Consider the following 19691-nt stretch of genomic DNA (forward strand, 5'->3'; position numbering starts at 1 on the left):
GTCTTAAGCAAAACTTTGGGGCTGCTAGAACGCAGCATAAGCCGTCCAAACCATGGTAGCAGGGACAACAGCGCCGTGTTAGGCATGGCTTTATAACACTTTAATTTGAGACACTTGAGTGACACGAATATGTGTCTGGTAATAGTATTTACCTGTAGGTTGCCCAGCGTGGTCATTTAATTCTTTTACAGCATCATGGGACAGAGCAATAGTGATATTTCTTTGGTCTCTGTAATCTAATTCTGTGTTTAGAAAGATTCGATCATCGCCAATTTGCGAGCCAGTAGATTGAATTAATAAGGTGTATTTTCCATAAACGCCAGCTGGGGCAGAGTCTGCAGCGGCTTTTATTATTTGCATCGTGTCGGCTGTGGTTAAGATTGGTGTTGTTGCACACCCTGTGAATATGGCTAACGAAAAAATTATTAACAAACATCTCATTTCTTTAAGTTCCTTTTAAAGGCCTAACCGCTATTAAGTAGACCTCTTAGCAGCGTCCAAAAGGCTAAACAAATTTATACTTAGGAGTTTACCGAAAATCAACATATTGAAAAGATAATTAGTTATTAAATTGACCAAATTATTAAGAAGTTTCAGTCATGCTCTTTGTTTTAAAGAAATATTCATCTAGAACAGAAAAAAGAAAGTGCCTCGCCAATGGCGAAAACGAAGTATTTCGGTATCTGACTTAAAGTTTGAAGCTTACGAAACGTTAAACGCTGCGTAAACAGTCGGCTGGAGCACGCGGTAAATACGTCCCTGTATGCTCCTCTTTTTCATCCCTGAAAAAGACGTCCCCAGCCAACGTTGACTTCGCTGTTAACTCGTTCAGTTCCACCCAAATGTTTTTCAAAAGCCATGACAGTTTATTACTGTTAATCCCATTAGTTTACAAGCCGGGCAACCTTGCGAAAAGATTTGTTTCTGACCTCAAAGGTTTCCCCTCTCTGTGGCGAGCCGACTGTACATCGTTGGTCAAGGTCTTAACGGATGTTTGAGTGCGGCGCTGCTGCGCCGCAAGAGTAACCTTTTCGCCTTGGGCTATAGCAGGAGCAGTAGGGCTTTCGAGGGAAGTGGTCGCATTTTCTTTAGGTACTTTCTTTTGGCGACGCAAAAGAAAGTACCTCGCCAACGGCAAAAACGTTAACGCTTCGGTTCACCGGTTATAACTTGATTAGTTAACTTGGGCCCCATTTCTGCGGCAAAAGCATTACAGCTAAAACTCACACCACAAGCGGTAGTCACCATTGATGCACTGCCTTTAGAGTAAACACCTTTACGCTGAAGTTGTGCAATTACATCGGATAATATGGAATCGGGATTGAGGTCATTGGTTGACACCTTAATGACCTCTACTGCATAAGCTTGCTGTAAATCGGCCACTAACCCTGCGGTGTCGGGTTTCGTTGCCAGCATGGCAATCGTTTCTTGCAAGAAAGGTCTGGAGGCTTCATGGCCCGATATCATTAGGCGTTTAAAAAGCTGAGCAGCGCCTTCTAAATCAAGCTGGGTAAAGAGACCTTGCTGTTTCAACCTCGCTAGCAAAAACATCGCTTCAACGGAACGCTGGTCACTGGCCTGTTGCAATAAGGTGATAGCTTCATTTGCAAAAACGTTGGCTTCATCGGCATTGGCGGCATCAGCCTGCTGTAATAACAATAAAGTCTTTTTATACTGTGCAGACACATGTCCAAGTGATACCGCTTGCGCTAATAATGCATCAGCTTGTGCTAAATTTTGTTCTACAACAAAACCTTCTCGATACCATTCCGATAAGGTAAACACGGCCATCGGGTGTTGACTCCCCGCTGCACGCTCTAAGTAGCTTAACGCTTTTTTGTGATCAACCTCACGGCCGTCGCCTGTCGCGTAGATCATACTGAGTAAGGTCATTGCAGGGTAGTTATTGTAACGCGCCATTTTATGGAGTTTAACAATTTCACTTTCACACTGATCATCGCTACACAGTAAGTGAGTGGAGACCTGAGCATTTGAATGTACTTGTAAGGGAAACAAAAAAGGCAAAACCACTAAGCCAGTTAATAATAAATGTTTATTAAAATGCTTCATCTTCAATCCTTATCAATAAAAAACCTGATTAAACATTAGGCTCGCAAATCCAAAAAAGCAACCTTAAGTAACAAAATAATTAAATTAATTCACTTACATTTAACTAGACATCTAATTTATTGCAGGGTGAAATCCCAAAACGACTTTCTGGCAAAAACTCGAAACAGGCTGCTTTGTGATATTCTCAAATACTTATTATCGTTTTATGAGCAGCGAATTGTTACGCTTAATGATTAAGAACATTTTTAATTTCAGCTGTACGGAGTGCTATGTCACACAATACCATCGCTTTAAATCAGCAACGCCAGCCACTTGATCACTTCGAGTCGGTGTGGCTGTTTGGCTATGGCTCATTGATTTATAAGGCAGATTTTCCTTATCTACAGCGCAAGCCTGCCTGTATTTATGGCTGGCAGCGCCGTTTTTGGCAAGGCTCACATGATCATCGTGGTACACCAGAGACACCTGGTCGTGTTTTAACGCTAATAGAAGCCCCTGGTGAGCGCTGTGCTGGCATGGCCTATCAGGTGACGCCTCAAACTTTTACTCACTTAGACCATCGTGAGAAGAATGGTTATCTGCGCTTTTTTACTGAATTACATTGGCAAGATGAGCCCGGCCAAACAACAGGCTTGGTCTATTTAGCCAGCGCCGATAATGAAGCTTATTTAGGCCCAGACAGTGATGCGGCCATTGCGGCACATATTGCGGTAAGTGCTGGCCCAAGTGGCCCGAATAGCGAGTATTTACTGCAGCTGGCCGCTTCGCTACGTGAGTTGGGTGAACATGATGAGCATGTATTTGCGATAGAGCGAGAACTGTTAAACCTGCTAGCGTGAGATACCATGTATTAACATAAGCCTGCGAGTTTAAATCAAACGCATAAAAAAAGGTCGCATTAGGCTAATACCGATCAGTTTAACGTATAGCATGACGCAGTTTGCTCACATCAACACGCCATGAATCATCCCTGAGGCTCGATTCCGGCCATCCATGGCCTTCAACGGTTGATTTAGAGCAAACAGGTCATGCTTAACTGACTTGCATTGCGCACAAGGCGACCTTTGATTTAAATAACGCAATAGCAGTTTTGCTTAAGCTTCTTTTACCACGTCAATAAAGTACTTCACTTCACCGTCAACCAACTCACGCACTAAACCGTGCACGTCGGTTTCAAAACCGGGGAACTCGCCATTGAACGCACGGGTAAACTTCAGGTAGTTGATAATGGTTTTATTGAAACGTTCACCTGGTACCATCAGTGGAATACCTGGTGGATACGGCGTCACTAACATGGCCGTTACCCGCCCTTCGATTTCATCAATCGACACTCGCTCAATTTCACGGTGCGCCATTTTCGCCCAAGCATCGGCCGGTGTCATCGCCGTATCAATTTGCGACAAGTACATTTCGGTGGTCACTTTGGCCACGTCATACTTGCGATACATATTGTGAATGCGCTGACACAGATCGCGTAAACCGACTTTTTCGTAACGCTTGTTCTTACCCGCGAACTCTGGCATGACGCGCCATAACGGCAAGTTTTGGTCGTAATCGTCTTTAAACTGCTGTAACTCGGTCACCATAGAGTTCCAACGACCTTTGGTAATACCAATGGTAAACATAATAAAGAATGAATACAGGCCGGTTTTCTCGATAATAATACCGTGCTCAGACAAGTATTTACTGACAATTGCTGCCGGAATACCGGTTTCATCAAACTGCCCATGCAAGTTCATACCTGGGGTGATGATAGTGGCTTTGATCGGGTCCAGCATATTAAAGCCTGACTCGATATCACCAAAACCGTGCCAGCTATCGGTGGCATGTAACACCCACTTTTCGCGATGGCCAATACCTTCGTCTGGCAGAATATCGGGGCCCCATACTTTAAACCACCAATCATCATCGCCAAATTCGTCATCGACTTTGCGCATCGCCCGACGAAAATCGATGGCTTCCAACAACGACTCCTCCACCAGCGCCGTGCCGCCGGGTGCTTCCATCATCGCCGCAGCCACGTCACAGCTAGCAATAATGGCATATTGCGGGCTGGTCGAGCTGTGCATCAAATAAGATTCATTAAAGCGGTGCGTATCTAAATTACGCTTTTCAGCATTTTGTACCAAAATTTGCGAAGCTTGAGATAAACCGGCTAACAATTTATGGGTAGATTGCGTAGCAAATACCAGCGTTTCTTCCGAGCGCGGTCTATCTTTACCAATAGCATGCATTTCATGATAAAACTCGTGGAAGCTGGCGTGTGGTAACCACGCCTCATCAAAGTGCAAGGTGTCGATTGTTGAGCCAAGCTCTTGCTTAATTTCTTCCACGTTATACAAAATACCGTCATAGGTACTTTGAGTAATGGTTAAAATACGCGGCTTTTTATTCTTGGCATTGCGAGCAAACGGATTAGCTTCAATCTTTTTGGCAATGGCTTCAGGCGAAAACTCACTTTTCGGAATAGGCCCAATAATGCCGTAATGGTTACGGGTGGGCATTAAAAACACCGGAATAGCACCGGTCATAATGATCGAGTGTAAAATCGATTTATGGCAGTTACGGTCAACCACCACGATATCACCGGGTGCCACCACAGAGTGCCACACCATCTTATTCGAGGTGGAGGTCCCGTTTGTGACAAAGAACAAATGATCGGCATTAAAGATACGCGCCGCATTCGCTTCACTTTCGGCCACAGGCCCAGTGTGATCAAGCAGTTGGCCTAATTCATCTACCGAGTTACACACATCAGCCCGAAGCATGTTTTCACCAAAGAATTGGTGGAACATTTGGCCAACCGGGCTTTTTAAGAATGCCACGCCACCAGAATGACCTGGGCAGTGCCATGAGTATGAACTGTCTTGGGCATAATCCATCAGCGCATTGAAAAATGGTGGCGCTAAGGCGTCTAAATATTTACGAGCTTCACGAATAATATGCCGCGCGACAAACTCAGGCGTATCTTCGAACATATGAATAAAACCATGTAGCTCGCGCAAAATATCATTCGGTATATGCCGACTGGTACGGGTTTCACCGTACAAAAAAATCGGAATATCGGCATTTCGCTTACGCACTTCTTTAACAAAAGCACGCAGCTCAATCAGCGCTTTATTCACATCATCGTTGCTGCCACTGCCAAACTCTTCGTCATCAATCGACAAAATAAAACAAGATGCGCGGCTCGCTTGTTGGGCAAAAGCGGTTAAATCAACATAGCTGGTGTAACCCACTACTTCAAAACCATGGCCACCAATCGCTTGGGCGAGATCACGAATACCCGAACCTGAAATATTTTCTGAGCGGAAATCTTCGTCTATTACAATAACCGGAAAACGGAATTTCATCTGTTAGTCCTTGCTGTTAATCTTTTTTAGCCACTTTTTGACGGGCTTTCATTAAGCGCTCACGCTTGTACTTTTGCAGCGCAGTCTCAGTATTTTTCTTAGTGGGCGTATAGGGGTTCTCACCCTCACGGAATTCTATACGCACTGGCGTACCCATCATTTGCAGCGCTTTTCGGTAGTAATTCATCAAATAACGCTTATACGAGTCCGGTAAATCTTTTACTTGGTTACCGTGAATGACAATAATCGGTGGGTTATAACCACCGGCATGCGCATATTTCAATTTAACGCGACGACCGTGCACCATCGGTGGCTGGTGATCTTCTTGCGCCATTTTCATGATGCGGGTTAATAACGAGGTACTAACGCGTTTCGTCGCAGAATCAAAGGCTTCTTCAACCGAGTCGAATAGATTACCCACGCCAGAGCCATGCAGAGCAGAAATAAAATGTAAGCGGGCAAAGTCGATAAAACCAAGGCGACGATCTAACTCGCGTTTAATTTCGTCTTTCACACCGTCGTTTAAGCCATCCCATTTGTTAACCGCTAACACTAAGGAACGCCCGGCATTCAATACGAAGCCCAAGATACTCAAATCTTGATCTGAAATGCCTAAACGAGCATCCAATACCAAAATGACCACGTTAGCATCTTCAATCGCTTGCAATGTTTTAACAACCGAGAACTTCTCGACCATGTCATCAATCTTGCCACGGCGACGCACACCCGCAGTGTCAATCAAGGTGTAATCACGCTCATTACGCTGCATCGGAATATACACTGAGTCGCGGGTGGTACCCGGCATATCGAACACCACTACCCGCTCTTCACCCAGAATACGGTTAGTCAGTGTCGATTTACCCACATTAGGCCGGCCAACAATGGCTAACTTGATATGTTCAGAACGCAGTCTGGCCGCTTCTGCGGCAGCGTCCTCTTCAGAGACATCCGTGTAATCACTGATCACAGAATCTTCGCTAGCCGTTTCGTCTTTTTGTTGTTGCAAGAACGGCAATAAGGCATGTTGCAACAAGGAAGAAACACCTCGGCCATGTGCAGCCGCTATGGGATAAACTTCGCCTATGCCCAAACTGTAAAAGTCGGCAACGGCGGTATCTGCGTCTAGACCATCGGTTTTATTGGCAACCAAAAAGACGGGTTTTTCGACCCGACGAATATGAGCCGCAATCGCTTGATCGCCCACCGTTGAACCGGCGCGTGCATCGACAAGAAACAGCACAACATCGGCTTCAGCAATGGCTTTTAACGATTGATCAGCCATTTCGACTTCAATGCCGTGCTCATTGCCGTCGATACCACCGGTATCCACCACAATAAACTCCATGCCTTCGAAGTTGACCGAGCCATATTTGCGATCACGTGTTAATCCCGGAAAGTCAGCAACAAGCGCATCGCGGGTGCGGGTTAAACGGTTAAACAGTGTTGATTTGCCAACATTGGCGCGCCCAACCAGGGCAACTACAGGTAACATTTAGTCAACCTCAAAAATAAGAAAACAGGCCTCAGTTTAGGCCTGTTTTCTGTTAAGTAGATTAATACGCAGTTTAAGGCGTTTGTAATAATACTAGCTCACCATCACGAGTTGTGACGACTATATAGTCATTATTGGCAACAGCTTCACGATAAAAGCCCGAATCATCAAAGCTTTGTCTGGCAACAAAGTCACCAGTGTTGCGATCAAACCAATGCAAATGACCTTTGCTATCACCGATAACCAGGTAGTCTTTATACACGGTAGGGCCAGTTAAAAAGTGTTTATGTAAACCGGTTTGACTCCAGATCTCCGACCCATTACGACGATCGACCGCATAAATACGACCTTCAGAATCGACCAGATAAATCACTGAACCGCTGATCGCCATATTGCGGAAACTGGCATAATCGCGCTTCCAAGATTGCTGACCCGAACGCAGATCTAGTGCAAATAACTCACCGTTAAAGGCGATAGTGTAAACTGTCCCCCCAACGACTAACGGCTTAGCATCGACATCGACCAAACGTGATAAGTCGGTACTGCCTTTAGGTGTCGCAACCGTTTCTTCCCAAGCTTGGAAACCACGATCCACTAACAATACGCCGATACGACCATTCGCATTACCGTAAATAACGCCGCCGCTTTCAATAACCGGCTCGCTGACACCGCGGATCGTTAAAGGAGGCTGTTCGTTTTCAAACACCCAACGCTGCTCGCCATCATCTGGGTTTAATGCCAAAAGCGTACCGGTACCTAATTTAACTACCACAAAGCCATCGCCAACCGCAGGACTCACTAACACTTCACCCGGCACTTGCGCACGCCAAACTAAACTGCCCGTAACCGCATCAAGCGCAACCACTTCGCCATTTTCAGTACCTAAAAAAAGCTTGCCGTAACCTTGGCTAATACCACCAGCAATGCGGGCATTACCTTCAGACCAGCTTAAATTTAATTTTTGCCAAGCAGACACTTGCGCGTTTTGGCGTAGATCAAAGGTCCATAAGCGTTTGCCTGTGGCTAGATCTGCTGACACCACGATGCCTTCACGGCTGGCCATAAACACTTTGTCATCTAAAATCAGTGGCTTTAAGCCTGATTCGTAATGGCCAACGCCGTCACCGACTTGCATCGACCACACTTTCTTGGGGCTAATGCGATTTTCGATATCGGGCAGTACTAATTTATCTTTGCTAGAACAAGCAATCAACGTTAGCGAAATCAACGCCAACGCCGCATGTTTTAAGGCAAATTTCATATCGGCCCCTTAGTTCGCAGCGGTGATGTGCGCCAGCTCATCAAGTTTAATCTGCAATAATTGCGTATTTTGGCCGGCATTGCTAAAGGCGACTTGATAAGCCGCTTTCGCCGCGACTAAATCACCCGTAGCTTGTAACACATCGCCTTTCAGCTCTGCTTGTTGCCCAACAAAACTGGATGGTACAGCTTGCTCTAAGGTTGCTAAAGCGCCGGTATAGTCACCTGTTTGACGTTGTACACGAGCTAAACGTAACTGAGCAATCGCCTTAACGCTAGCGTCTTTGCTGTTTTGCTGTACCCAGCTTAACTGCTTAATCGCTTCGGCAAAATTCTCAGCGGTCACCGCATCTTTCGCCGCTAATAACGCCGCGAACACGGCATAATTATTATTACCTTGCTCGCTAATAAAAGTTTGCGCTTCAGCTAAGAAATCATCCTCACTGGCTTGTTTTTGCACCAGTTGAGCATAACTGTTGGATAAGGCTTCGGCGCTAGCTCGCTGTTCAGCCTGATAAAAGCGCCAGCCATACAAGGCAGCTACACCAATAATTACACCACCAAAAATAGCTTTGCCATATTCATTCCAAAACCGTTTGAGGGCTTCAACCTGTTGTTCTTCGTCTGTGTAAATTTCCACCTAACTACTCCGTTATGCTCTCAGGCCAGATGCTGAGCCAATTCGCTCAGTTTCAAGGTTTGTTGTGGCTGATCCTGACGTAACCATTTTAAGGTGATTTCGCCACGGGCCAGTTCTTCATCGCCTAAAATCAGTGCTAATTCGGCACCTGATTTATCAGCCCTTTTAAATTGTTTTTTTAGATTGCCGCCACCGCAGTGCAAGATAACACGTTTGGTCGGCAAATCGCTACGCAGCCTTTCGGCAACGCTAACAGCTGCAAGTTCCGCAGACTCACCCATTGCCATCAGATAAATATCTGCGGTTGGGGCTAATATTGGCGCTAACTCTAATGTTTGCAGTAATAAAATCAAGCGCTCTAAACCTAAAGCAAAACCAACGGCCGGCGTAGGTTTGCCGCCAAGCTGTTCGACTAAACCATCGTAACGACCACCGGCACACACGGTACCTTGCGAACCCAGCTCTGTGGTTACCCACTCAAACACGGTACGATTGTAATAGTCTAAGCCGCGCACAAGGCGAGGATTAATGGTAAAACTAATGCCCGCCGCAGTTAAGCGTGCTTGTAATTGATTAAAATGCGCTGTTGACTCTGCATCTAAATGATCGGCTAGCTTTGGTGCGGCGGCCAGCATCTCGGCCATGGCCGGGTTTTTGCTGTCCAGCACCCGTAAAGGGTTGCTGTACAAACGACGCAAGCTGTCTTCGTCCAGCAGATCTTTATGCTGTTCTAAATAGGCTACCAAGGTATCACGATAGGCCGCGCGCGCTTCATTCGAGCCTAATGAGTTCAGCTCTAAGCTCACATAAGGGGTTAAACCCAGCTTTTGCCATAAACGCGCACTTAAGATGATCACTTCCGCATCAATATCAGCACTGCCAATACCAAAAGCTTCTAAGCCAAATTGGTGAAATTGGCGATAGCGGCCTTTTTGCGGCCGTTCATGACGAAACATCGGGCCGGTGTACCACAGGCGTTGTTCTTGGTTATACAGTAAGCCGTGCTCATTACCCGCACGCACACAGCAGGCAGTGCCTTCTGGTCGTAAGGTTAAGCTGTCGCCATTGCGATCGTTGAAACTGTACATTTCTTTTTCAACGATATCGGTGACTTCGCCAATAGAGCGTTTAAACAGCTCGGTCATCTCCACAATGGGAAAGCGAATTTCACTGTAACCATAGCTAGCCGCGGTGTCGCGAAGGACTTGTTCTACATATTGCCACAGACCAGAATCCTGCGGCAGGCAATCGTTCATACCACGAATTGCCTGAATTTGCTTAGCCAAAATAATGCTTCCGTTTAACTATTACGCAAAGAGCACCGCTAAGGTGTCTGCAAAAGCAGGGATTATAGAGCCTGCGCCGCAAAACACCAAGCATCCTACTCTTAGAGTTGTTTTACTGCGATACGTTGTTGCAAATACTGCCGTACTTGAAACTCGAGTTGTTCAGCAATTTGCCCGTTATCCAACCGCAGCTTTTGCCGCTCGCCGTTGATATAAAAGCCACTTTTACGATTGGCGCCGGCCACACCCAGATCTGAAATTAACGCTTCACCCGGGCCATTGACGACACAACCAATCACGGACACCGTTAAAGGATCAACAATATCTTCTAAACGTTGCTCTAACTCATTCATGGTTTTAATCACGTCGAATTCTTGACGTGAACAACTAGGGCAGGCAATAAAATTAACACCTCGCGAACGGATCCGCAGCGATTTCAAAATATCAAATGCCACTTTAACTTCTTCAACCGGATCGGCCGCTAATGAAATGCGCAGTGTATCGCCGATACCTTCTGCCAATAACATTCCTAAACCAATGGCCGATTTTACTGCGCCGGCTCTTGCGCCACCTGCTTCGGTAATGCCTAAATGCAGTGGTTGTTTAATTTGCTTTGCCAGTAAACGATAAGCGCCGACGGCTAAGAACACGTCGGAGGCTTTTACGCTGACTTTAAAATTGTCGAAGTTAAAGCGATCCAGAATATCGACATGCCGCATAGCTGATTCTACTAGCGCTTCGGGCGTCGGCTCACGGTATTTCTCTTGAATATCCGCTTCTAAGGAACCGCCATTCACACCAATACGGATGGGAATATTGTAATCTTTAGCGGCATCGACCACCGCGCGAATACGATCTTCTTTGCCAATGTTACCCGGATTAATGCGCAAACAATCAACACCATACTCAGCCACTTTTAAAGCGATTCGATAATCAAAATGTATATCGGCAACTAAAGGCACTGGCGATTGCTGTTTAATCAGCTTAAAGGCTTCGGCAGCTTCCATGGTTGGCACTGAAACACGCACTAAATCAGCACCAGCAGCTGCAATGGCGCGAATTTGTGCCACGGTCGCGTCAACATCCGTAGTGCGAGTATTGGTCATTGATTGTACGGCGATTGGCGCATCACCGCCAATTAATACATTTCCTACTTTAATTTGAGTAGATTGCCGACGTTTAATCGGATTTTCTGCAAACATTATTCGTTCTGTCCTGACAAAGTAAATTTGGCAACACGGCCTCCAGGATATTTCGACATATCATAAGGCTGTTGGTTTAATTCGATGGCGACCACGCTGGGATTGCCTAAGGTAATCACAAACGGTGCCTTGGCATTCAGTTCCATAATGTAGCCAGCTTGCTTGGTGCCATAAGCAACTCGCTCGCCACTGGCATCCACAACATCAATCCAGCAGTTTTCGGCAAACGTCATTTTTAACCGATCTAAACCACTGTCGTTACTGTCACCAAAAGATTCTGTGGCCAGTTCGTTGTTTTCTGGCGCAAGCAGCGTGTCGGTAATGGGCGCTGCCAGCTCAACCATGGGCACACTGCTGGGTAATGCAGACGAATCGCTTTGCGTTACCGACTCGCTCACTAAGCTTTCTGGCTCATTGCTGTTATCTGCTACGTTATTGGCCGCTGGTGGTGACTCCCAGCTGCTAGGCTGTGATGCGGTTTGCGTAAGTGGAATAGTCCCGCTCGATTCTGTCAGCGCGGGCGTTGTGCTGCTGGTCGGTAGGCTATCGCTTGTGACAAAATCACGCGAGCCCTGCCAAAACCAAATGGCTAACGAGGCCAGTAAAATAGCGGCAATCAAATAAGTCAGCCACATAAAGCGAGCTTCAGTTTGCTGCTTGGCCTGCCGATTAGAAAAGGTTTTCATGGTTTTCACCGGTGCACTTTTGACATGGTGCGCCTGTTCAAACTGTTTTAGTAGCGGCAACTCAGGTAATTTTAAATGCCGCGCATAGGCACGAACATAACCACGCATAAAGGTCGGCAGGATGTTTTTATCAGGTTCATCGGCTTCTATGCATTGCAACACTTCGGCTTTTAAATTTAGTTGTTGTGCTACATCCTTTAGAGATAAGCCGCGCTTCTCACGTGTTTGCCGTAAGATCTGACCGACCGTCAATTCAGGTGCTGAGCTCGCTTCAAGTTGTTCGTCATTAGTCATGATTAATTGATGCCGGATCCACAATGTAAAGTTTTTGCCCGATGGTTAAACGGCTTTGTTCCGTTAATGCATTCCAGGCCATGAACCGCTCTAAACGAATATTATAGCGGTACGAAATAGCAAACATAGTGTCACCTTCAGCAACCAGATGAAAATATTCATCGACTGGCTGCGCATTGGCCAATCGCACTGGCGGTGCACCCGAATCTGGCGGGGCATCACTCGGAGCTAACCAGATTTTTTGTCCTACCCGCAATTTAGAGGTTGGCGTTAAGGCGTTCCACTCTTGCAGGCGGGTTAATAAAATATTGTAATTTATCGAGATGCTGTGAAGTGATTCGCCCTCGGCGACTTGATGAAAAGGCACATCACTGATATCAGCAATAAGCTCATTATTGCTTTGTGGCATCGTTATGGTTGGCTGTGCAGAAGAGATAGGTTGCAATGACGCAACAGGATCAGCGGCAGGTAAATTCGCTGTAACAGCGGGCTCTGCAGTATCCACCATGGTTTGTTTCGTTAAAGGATCAGGCTGAACGGTCAGCGTGGCGGCTGGTTCAGTTGACATCATGCTTGGCGCAGCGCTATCCACAGCTGCTGTTGTTAATGTTTCTAATGCCTTCTTGGTGTCAAGCGCAGGCGTAACCGCTGACGGCTCTTGCGCCGTTTGTTGGGAGCTCGCAGTGGGAGTATTAGACACAGCAGTAAGCTGCGCTTCAGGAGCAGCACTGGTGGCTGTAGCAGGGTTTAACCTTGGTTGCGCAGTAACGGCGCTTTCCAGTTTTGTTGCTTGCAGCGCCGGATCGCTGCGCGGTGTTGTGGTCTTGTTGCTGGGCTCGTTTTGCGTGATGAGCGCAGCTTGAGCACTGAGTTCTTCAGCTGTGGCAGCCGATGTATTGTGGGCAGCATTCACGGTTTCGTCATTTAACAGCACATGCTCAACCGGTAAAGCCGGTGGAAGTTCAGCCGGCTTGGTTTGTTGCGCACTAAAGCTGTTAGCAATATCCGCCACCGAATGCGTCGGCTCTGGCTGACGCGTTACCGCCGCAGTGGGCGGTGTAAGGTTATGGCTTAGCGCAGCAGCAGGCGTATTCGCTACAGGCGTATCGTTAACCGGCTCGGCTTCGGTCGATTTGCGTCGTATCCGCAACTGCGGGTTAGCCACCGGTTGCCGCTGTTGTTTGGCGGCAGGTGTATCAGTAACCACAGGTTGAATGCTAGCCAGAAGTTTTTGCTTGTAGCGTTCACGCAACTGCTCAAACTCGCTATCCAATGTACGTTGCTGTAACAGCAATTTGGCTTCAGCCGTATCAATATACAGTGTCAGCAATAGTTGTTCGGCATGGCGCATGGTTGCCATATCACCCTGCTTTTCAGACACCAAATAATTTAATAAAGTGCTGCGCGCAGAGACACGGCCTAAACGTTGAATACGCTGCAAATCGGCTTTGGCATCAATTAAGTTGCCCATGGCATAGTTAACCGAAGCACTGTTGATTAACGCACTTATCCGCGTGCCATTGTGTGAGATAGAAAACCCTAAATAGGTTCGGGCTTGTTCAAAACCGTTTTGTTCTAACTGACACAGGGCTAAATTTTCGTAACTTTCCGCTACGCGGATATAACCGGGCTTGGAAATGGCCGATAACAACAGCTGTTCAGCCTCAGCGTACTTTCCTATTTGGCATAAAAATGCACCATAGTTATTGTAAGCATCCGCATTGTTTGAATCTTTAGCAATCGCTTGCTTGTAAGCGTTTTCAGCCTGAGTATGTTCACCCACCGATTGGTAATAATAAGCCAGGGCGTTAAACACTTCTGGCAAATTAGGTGCCATCGTTTTGGCACGCTCAAGATTATAAAGCGCTTGCGTTGTATCGCCACGACGCAAATAGTTTAAACCTAGCGAAATTCGGGTTCTAGCCGCTTCGGTGTTATCCACACTGCGCTGGCTAACCTGGCGCTCATTCGCAACATAAGTGCTCTCAGAAACACATCCTGAGAGTATTAACAATGCCGTAAGCGCGGTGACAACAGGAAATCTCTGCATTACCACTGGCGTTCCCTTTTGTTATTGCAGCTCTTTTATTGTGATTGACTCACCTTTTTGCTGCTTTTTCATTAAACGTTTAGTTCGGTCGATAACATCACCAACCAGCTGCCCGCATGCCGCATCAATATCATCGCCTCGGGTTTTACGTACCATAACAGTAAAACCATGTTCTTGTAAGACCTTGTTAAAACGATCAATCCTAGAATTGCTCGAACGCTTATAAGGCGATCCAGGGTATGGATTAAATGGAATTAAGTTAATCTTAGCGGGCGTTTCTTTTAAAGCATTAGCCAGTTCATGCGCTTGCTCCATGCTGTCGTTGATGCCATCAAGCATAACGTACTCTACGGTGACTTTATCGTTGGCTTTTGATTGCGCAACATAACGGCGCGAAGCCGCCAAAAATTCTTCCATAGGGTACTTTTTATTGACTGGCACCAACTGATCCCGTAAAGCATTATTGGGGGCGTGTAACGAAATAGCCAAAGCGACATCAATACGCTCACGCAATAAATCTAACGCGGGCACAACACCCGAAGTGCTTAAAGTGACACGACGTTTAGATAAACCAAAACCGAAATCTTCCATCATCAGTTCCATCGCAGGCACAACGTTATTCAAATTTAGTAGTGGCTCGCCCATGCCCATCATCACCACATTGGTAACGGGTTTTACACCGGTATCGCCATAGCTGCCGATAATTTGGCAAACACGCCAAACCTGACCGATGATTTCTGAGACAGATAAATTACGGTTAAACCCTTGCTGCGCAGTAGAGCAAAATGAACAATCTAGCGCACAACCCACCTGTGAAGAAACACAAAGTGTACGGCGATCTTTTTCGGGGATCCAAACGGTTTCAACTTCTTGACCACCCGCTAAGGCCATCACAAACTTGATAGTGCCATCGGCGCTATCTTGCCGCGTCGCTACTACCGGGGCTTTAATTTCGCAGCACGTTTTTAAAACATCGCGCAGCTTTTTGTTAATATTGGTCATCTTGTCGAAATCATCGACACAGTAATGGTATATCCACTTCATTACCTGATCGGCACGAAACGGTTTTTCGCCAAGCGTGACAAAAAATTCCTGCATCTGCGATCGGGTAAGATCTAACAAATTAACTAAAGTGGATGAGCTACTCATTCCAGGATACTCCTGCTAACCAATATAACTATCTTTTCAGAACAATAACTTACGCTATTGTCGTCATGCTCACCGCAGTGAGGGCATTAATGCACAAAAGGGGCTCGCGCCCCCTTTGTTTGTTCACTAAACGCTGAAAATTAACGTGTGCGGCTGCACAGCTCAGCTTCAGTGAAAAAGTAAGCGATTTCACGTGCAGCAGAAGCAGCAGCGTCAGAACCGTGTACCGCATTCTCGTCGATGCTAGCAGCGAAATCTGCACGTAAAGTACCCGCGAAAGCATCTTTCGGGTTAGTAGCACCCATGATTTCACGGTTTTTACGAACGGCATCTTCACCTTCTAACACTTGAACCATTACTGGGCCAGACGTCATGAAAGAAACTAATGCATTGAAGAATGGACGCTCTTTGTGCTCAGCGTAGAAACCTTCAGCCTGTTCTTGGCTTAAGTGTAACATCTTAGCAGCAACAATGCGTAAACCTGCAGATTCGAAACGGCTGTAGATAGCACCGATATGGTTCTTGGCTACGGCATCAGGTTTTACGATAGAGAAAGTACGTTCTAAGGCCATGTCTGGCTCCTATTAATCTAATAAAGGGTTAAAAAATTTGGGCGGCATATTATACGCTAAAAGTTATAAAAAACCTAGCTTGAAGAAAAGATTGCCTAGTGAGGTAACACACTTACTGCGCTCTGTGCTGCGACTAGACAGCGCAGAGCGCTAGCGGGGCTTAATGCCCTTCGCTGACCATATTCAGGGTATATTTCGGGATCTCAACCACTAAGTCGTCATTGGCAATTCGCGCCTGACAACCTAAGCGAGACTCCGGCTCTAAACCCCAAGCCTTATCCAGCATGTCTTCTTCTAACTCGTCACTTTCGTTTAACGAGTAAAAACCTTCACGTACCACAATATGGCAGGTAGTACAGGCACAAGACTTTTCACAAGCATGTTCAATGGCAATACCGTTGCGCAATGCAACATCTAATACCGTTTCGCCACTTTTAGCGTCGAGAGCCGCGCCTTCAGGGCATAATTCGGCATGGGGTAAAAATACGATTTGTGGCATAACTTAGACCTCATCTACCTTATGACCTTGCAGCGCTAAACGAATAGATTTATCCATGCGAAGGGCTGCAAATTCATCTGTTAACTGGTTGGTATGTTCTATGGCAGCTTTAATGGCCGCGGTATCTTGTTGCTGACGTAACTCACTTAAGGTGGCTAACGCCTGCTTAATGTCGGCTTGCTTCTGCTCATCAAGTAACGCCGCATCAGAGGCTAACGCCACACTAACGGCTTCAATGACTCGTTCTGCTTCAACTTGCTGCTCACGCAACAAGCGCTGCTGCATATCTTGTCTGGCGTGCTGCATCGAGCCACTGATCATACTAGCAATTTGATCATCACTTAAACCATAAGACGGCTTCACTTGAATACTAGCTTGCACACCGGTCGATTTTTCTTCGGCACTGACATTGAGCAAACCATCGGCATCAACCTGAAAGGTTACTCGAATATGAGCACCACCGGCAGGCATTGGAGGAATACCGCGTAATTCAAAGCGTGCTAAAGAACGGCAATCTTCGACTAATTCACGTTCACCTTGCACGACATGAATCGCCATCGCCGTTTGACCATCTTTGAAGGTAGTAAACTCTTGGGCACGCGAAACCGGGATCACCGTATTGCGTGGAATAATTTTTTCGGTTAACCCACCCATGGTCTCAATGCCTAACGACAGTGGGATCACATCAAGCAATAAGGTTTCATTGTCTGCTTTATTACCCACCAGCACATTGGCTTGAATAGCCGCGCCTAAGGCCACAACTTTATCAGGGTCGATACTGGTTAATGGCTCGGTATTAAAAAACTCTGCTACTTGCTGCCTGACAAGGGGGACTCGGGTTGAACCACCGACCATAACCACTTTTAACACTTCATCGGTGGTTAAGTCAGCATCGCGAAGGGTTTGACGGCAAGCCCGGATGGTTTTTTTCACCAACGTCAGAATTAACTGATCTAACTCAGTACGGGTTAAAGTTCCCTTAACCTCTTGTTGATCAGCAGTAAAATGATAATCGAAACTGGCCTTATCGGTTAATGCTTCTTTCAAGGCCCGAGCTTGCTGCTGATATTGGCGCTGAGCACTAAAGGATAAATCAGTTTGGCCGCTACGTTCTTTCAATTCGCTAACAATGGCTTGATCAAAATCATCACCACCGAGAGCTGAGTCACCCCCGGTCGCAAGTACTTCAAACACGCCACGACGCAAACGTAAGATGGAGATATCAAAGGTACCGCCGCCTAAATCGTAAACGGCAATGACGCCCTCTTGGCCACTGTCGAGGCCATAAGCTAAGGCTGCCGCTGTTGGCTCATTTAATAAGCGCAGTACGGTTAAACCGGCTAGCTTCGCCGCATCTTTGGTTGCTTGGCGCTGCGCATCATCAAAATAAGCCGGTACGGTAATGACTACGCCATTCAGTTCGCCACCGAGTGTTTCACTGGCGGTATTCGCTAAAGTAGCCAGAATTTCAGCAGAGATCTCTACCGGGTTTTTGATACCCTGTACCGTTTCGATAGCGACTAAGCCGGTTTGCTCCACTAAGCGGTAAGGTAGCGCATTGGCTAAAGCCAGCGTTTCTTGATAGCCCTTGCCCATTAAACGCTTAACCGAAACAATCGTATTTTCAGCATCGCTAACGGCAGCGGCTTCGGCAGCACTACCGACTTGCACACCGTCTTTAGTGTAACGAACCACGGAAGGAACCATCGATTCGCCGGCTTGGTTCAGCAAAGTTTTTGCTTCACCACTGCGTACCGTTGCAACTAAGGAATTAGTGGTGCCCAGATCAATGCCTGCGGCCAACCGATGTTTATGCGGGGCCGCACTTTGGCCCGGCTCTGCAATTTGTAGTAAAGCCATAGTGAAATTAGTCTTGTAGTTGCTGTTCGATTAACTCCAGCTCTTGCTGCAGTTTATAAAAGAATTTTAATTTACGCACCAACTCGGCGGCGAGCTGATCTTGTTCAGCGCTCTGCTCAACCAGGGCTTCGCTTAACGCCTTTAATAGCTGTTTGCGTTGCTGCTGGATCTGTTGCTCAATAGCAAACAAGGCCGCTTCTGGATCGGCCTCGTCTTGTAATTCTGCTAGTTGCTCGCGCAATTCCATTTGCTGCATTAAAAACAGCGGGTCGGTAAAACTTCGCTGTTCATTGCTAATTTTTAAACCACGTAACGCTAACATATGCTCAGCCCGCAGCAAAGGCTGCTTTAGGCTGTGATAAGCATCGTTAATGTTGGCCGTTTGCTGCACCGACATCAAGCGATCACGCTCAGAGCCGGCCGCAAAATTATCGGGGTGAAAACGCTTTTGCAACGACAAATAACGCGAACCTAATTCGGTTAGATCCAGTTCAAATGTCTCAGGTAAATCAAACAACCGAAAGTAATTCATGCTACCTCAGGGTCTGCATTACACTGTAAAGCTTTCGCCACAACCGCATTCGCCGTTGACGTTCGGATTGTTAAATTGAAAACCTTCATTTAGGCCTTCTTTAACAAAATCAAGCTGCGTGCCGTCGATATATACCAAGCTTTTGCCATCAACAATGAGTTTTAAACCATGATCTTCAAACACTTGATCATCGTCGTTCAACTCATCAACAAATTCCAGTACATATGCCAATCCAGAACAGCCAGTGGTTTTAACACCAACGCGCAGGCCAACACCTTTACCGCGATTATGCAGATAACTACTGACCCGCTCGGCCGCCGCTGCTGTCATTGAAATCGCCATCGGGCATTAGCCTCCGTGCTTTTGTTTATAATCTGCGATAGCGGCTTTAATAGCATCTTCAGCTAAAATTGAGCAGTGAATTTTCACCGGTGGTAAAGCGAGTTCCTGCGCAATATCAGTGTTTTTAATTAGCTGTGCTTCATCTAAGGTTTTCCCTTTTACCCACTCAGTAACCAGTGAGCTTGAAGCGATAGCACTACCACAACCGTACGTTTTGAACTTCGCATCTTCGATGATGCCTTGCTCATTGACTTTGATTTGTAGTTTCATTACGTCACCACAAGCCGGCGCACCCACCATGCCGGTGGCAACGGTTGGATCATCTTTAGCAAAAGCGCCAACGTTGCGTGGATTTTCGTAGTGATCAATAACTTTATTGCTGTAAGCCATGTTAATACCCTCTG

Annotated in this window: 18 protein-coding genes; 1 reads left to right on the forward strand and 17 read right to left on the reverse strand. The window is 46.5% G+C overall.

Annotated features, from left to right (window positions below; translation table 11 throughout):
- Positions 1-90: 90 nt before the first annotated feature.
- Complete coding sequence (locus ACUJFK_RS15580) at positions 91-360, reverse strand: hypothetical protein (protein WP_445425409.1); 270 nt, start codon at positions 358-360, stop codon at positions 91-93.
- Between the two features lie 783 nt (positions 361-1143).
- Positions 1144-2070, reverse strand: coding sequence for a tetratricopeptide repeat protein (locus ACUJFK_RS15585; protein ID WP_445425410.1), 927 nt, complete (start codon positions 2068-2070; stop codon positions 1144-1146).
- Positions 2071-2339: 269 nt separating this feature from the next.
- Here ACUJFK_RS15585 and ACUJFK_RS15590 point away from each other — a divergent pair, with 269 nt between their 5' ends.
- On the forward strand, positions 2340-2909 hold the full coding sequence (locus ACUJFK_RS15590) for a gamma-glutamylcyclotransferase (RefSeq protein ID WP_445425411.1): 570 nt from the start codon (positions 2340-2342) through the stop codon (positions 2907-2909).
- Positions 2910-3164: 255 nt separating this feature from the next.
- Here the strand turns inward: ACUJFK_RS15590 and ACUJFK_RS15595 are convergent, their stop codons facing one another.
- The 15 genes from ACUJFK_RS15595 to iscU all read right to left on the reverse strand — a co-directional run bounded on the left by ACUJFK_RS15595 (position 3165) and on the right by iscU (position 19677).
- Positions 3165-5423, reverse strand: coding sequence for an arginine/lysine/ornithine decarboxylase (locus ACUJFK_RS15595; RefSeq protein WP_226751102.1), 2259 nt, complete (start codon positions 5421-5423; stop codon positions 3165-3167).
- A gap of 16 nt (positions 5424-5439) precedes the next feature.
- On the reverse strand, positions 5440-6915 hold the full coding sequence (der, locus tag ACUJFK_RS15600; protein WP_226751101.1) for a ribosome biogenesis GTPase Der: 1476 nt from the start codon (positions 6913-6915) through the stop codon (positions 5440-5442).
- 73 nt (positions 6916-6988) lie between these two features.
- Positions 6989-8176, reverse strand: a complete 1188-nt coding sequence (gene bamB / locus ACUJFK_RS15605) for an outer membrane protein assembly factor BamB (protein WP_445425412.1) — start codon at positions 8174-8176, stop codon at positions 6989-6991.
- 9 nt (positions 8177-8185) lie between these two features.
- Positions 8186-8815 (reverse strand): YfgM family protein, encoded by a 630-nt coding sequence (locus tag ACUJFK_RS15610; RefSeq protein WP_226751099.1) that lies wholly within the window; start codon positions 8813-8815, stop codon positions 8186-8188.
- A gap of 20 nt (positions 8816-8835) precedes the next feature.
- Complete coding sequence (hisS, locus tag ACUJFK_RS15615) at positions 8836-10101, reverse strand: histidine--tRNA ligase (protein WP_445425413.1); 1266 nt, start codon at positions 10099-10101, stop codon at positions 8836-8838.
- A 101-nt stretch (positions 10102-10202) separates the two neighbouring features.
- Positions 10203-11303, reverse strand: coding sequence for a flavodoxin-dependent (E)-4-hydroxy-3-methylbut-2-enyl-diphosphate synthase (gene ispG, locus ACUJFK_RS15620; RefSeq protein WP_226751097.1), 1101 nt, complete (start codon positions 11301-11303; stop codon positions 10203-10205).
- Positions 11303-12283, reverse strand: coding sequence for a RodZ domain-containing protein (locus ACUJFK_RS15625; protein WP_445425414.1), 981 nt, complete (start codon positions 12281-12283; stop codon positions 11303-11305). The genes ispG and ACUJFK_RS15625 overlap by 1 nt, the downstream gene beginning before the upstream one ends.
- Positions 12276-14333 (reverse strand): type IV pilus biogenesis/stability protein PilW, encoded by a 2058-nt coding sequence (pilW, locus tag ACUJFK_RS15630; RefSeq protein WP_445425415.1) that lies wholly within the window; start codon positions 14331-14333, stop codon positions 12276-12278. Before pilW ends, ACUJFK_RS15625 begins: the two co-directional genes overlap by 8 nt.
- A 21-nt stretch (positions 14334-14354) precedes the next feature.
- Positions 14355-15482: a bifunctional tRNA (adenosine(37)-C2)-methyltransferase TrmG/ribosomal RNA large subunit methyltransferase RlmN gene (locus ACUJFK_RS15635; protein ID WP_445425416.1), complete on the reverse strand. Its 1128-nt coding sequence runs from the start codon at positions 15480-15482 to the stop codon at positions 14355-14357.
- Between the two features lie 140 nt (positions 15483-15622).
- The gene (ndk, locus tag ACUJFK_RS15640; RefSeq protein ID WP_226751093.1) at positions 15623-16054 is read right to left on the reverse strand and encodes a nucleoside-diphosphate kinase; all 432 of its coding nucleotides are present in this window, start codon (positions 16052-16054) and stop codon (positions 15623-15625) included.
- A 160-nt stretch (positions 16055-16214) separates the two neighbouring features.
- Positions 16215-16553, reverse strand: coding sequence for an ISC system 2Fe-2S type ferredoxin (gene fdx, locus ACUJFK_RS15645; protein ID WP_226751092.1), 339 nt, complete (start codon positions 16551-16553; stop codon positions 16215-16217).
- Between the two features lie 3 nt (positions 16554-16556).
- Positions 16557-18413: a Fe-S protein assembly chaperone HscA gene (gene hscA, locus ACUJFK_RS15650; RefSeq protein WP_445425417.1), complete on the reverse strand. Its 1857-nt coding sequence runs from the start codon at positions 18411-18413 to the stop codon at positions 16557-16559.
- Positions 18414-18420: 7 nt separating this feature from the next.
- Complete coding sequence (gene hscB / locus ACUJFK_RS15655) at positions 18421-18945, reverse strand: co-chaperone HscB (protein WP_229586541.1); 525 nt, start codon at positions 18943-18945, stop codon at positions 18421-18423.
- A gap of 18 nt (positions 18946-18963) precedes the next feature.
- Positions 18964-19287, reverse strand: a complete 324-nt coding sequence (iscA, locus tag ACUJFK_RS15660) for an iron-sulfur cluster assembly protein IscA (protein WP_226751089.1) — start codon at positions 19285-19287, stop codon at positions 18964-18966.
- 6 nt (positions 19288-19293) lie between these two features.
- Positions 19294-19677: a Fe-S cluster assembly scaffold IscU gene (iscU, locus tag ACUJFK_RS15665; RefSeq protein ID WP_226751088.1), complete on the reverse strand. Its 384-nt coding sequence runs from the start codon at positions 19675-19677 to the stop codon at positions 19294-19296.
- Positions 19678-19691 lie beyond the last annotated feature (14 nt).

Source organism: Alishewanella sp. HL-SH06, assembly GCF_052656265.1.

What these genes read in the sequence shown, in the direction of transcription:
- ACUJFK_RS15585 (WP_445425410.1), bottom strand. Translation starts at nt 2,070, where the DNA reads ATGAAGCATTTTAATAAACATTTATTATTAACTGGCTTAGTGGTTTTG.
- hscB (WP_229586541.1), bottom strand. Translation starts at nt 18,945, where the DNA reads ATGAATTACTTTCGGTTGTTTGATTTACCTGAGACATTTGAACTGGAT.
- iscA (WP_226751089.1), bottom strand. Translation starts at nt 19,287, where the DNA reads ATGGCGATTTCAATGACAGCAGCGGCGGCCGAGCGGGTCAGTAGTTAT.
- bamB (WP_445425412.1), bottom strand. Translation starts at nt 8,176, where the DNA reads ATGAAATTTGCCTTAAAACATGCGGCGTTGGCGTTGATTTCGCTAACG.
- ACUJFK_RS15625 (WP_445425414.1), bottom strand. Translation starts at nt 12,283, where the DNA reads ATGACTAATGACGAACAACTTGAAGCGAGCTCAGCACCTGAATTGACG.
- der (WP_226751101.1), bottom strand. Translation starts at nt 6,915, where the DNA reads ATGTTACCTGTAGTTGCCCTGGTTGGGCGCGCCAATGTTGGCAAATCA.
- ACUJFK_RS15580 (WP_445425409.1), bottom strand. Translation starts at nt 360, where the DNA reads ATGCAAATAATAAAAGCCGCTGCAGACTCTGCCCCAGCTGGCGTTTAT.
- pilW (WP_445425415.1), bottom strand. Translation starts at nt 14,333, where the DNA reads ATGCAGAGATTTCCTGTTGTCACCGCGCTTACGGCATTGTTAATACTC.
- ACUJFK_RS15590 (WP_445425411.1), top strand. Translation starts at nt 2,340, where the DNA reads ATGTCACACAATACCATCGCTTTAAATCAGCAACGCCAGCCACTTGAT.
- ACUJFK_RS15595 (WP_226751102.1), bottom strand. Translation starts at nt 5,423, where the DNA reads ATGAAATTCCGTTTTCCGGTTATTGTAATAGACGAAGATTTCCGCTCA.
- hscA (WP_445425417.1), bottom strand. Translation starts at nt 18,413, where the DNA reads ATGGCTTTACTACAAATTGCAGAGCCGGGCCAAAGTGCGGCCCCGCAT.
- ACUJFK_RS15635 (WP_445425416.1), bottom strand. Translation starts at nt 15,482, where the DNA reads ATGAGTAGCTCATCCACTTTAGTTAATTTGTTAGATCTTACCCGATCG.
- iscU (WP_226751088.1), bottom strand. Translation starts at nt 19,677, where the DNA reads ATGGCTTACAGCAATAAAGTTATTGATCACTACGAAAATCCACGCAAC.
- ndk (WP_226751093.1), bottom strand. Translation starts at nt 16,054, where the DNA reads ATGGCCTTAGAACGTACTTTCTCTATCGTAAAACCTGATGCCGTAGCC.
- ispG (WP_226751097.1), bottom strand. Translation starts at nt 11,303, where the DNA reads ATGTTTGCAGAAAATCCGATTAAACGTCGGCAATCTACTCAAATTAAA.
- fdx (WP_226751092.1), bottom strand. Translation starts at nt 16,553, where the DNA reads ATGCCACAAATCGTATTTTTACCCCATGCCGAATTATGCCCTGAAGGC.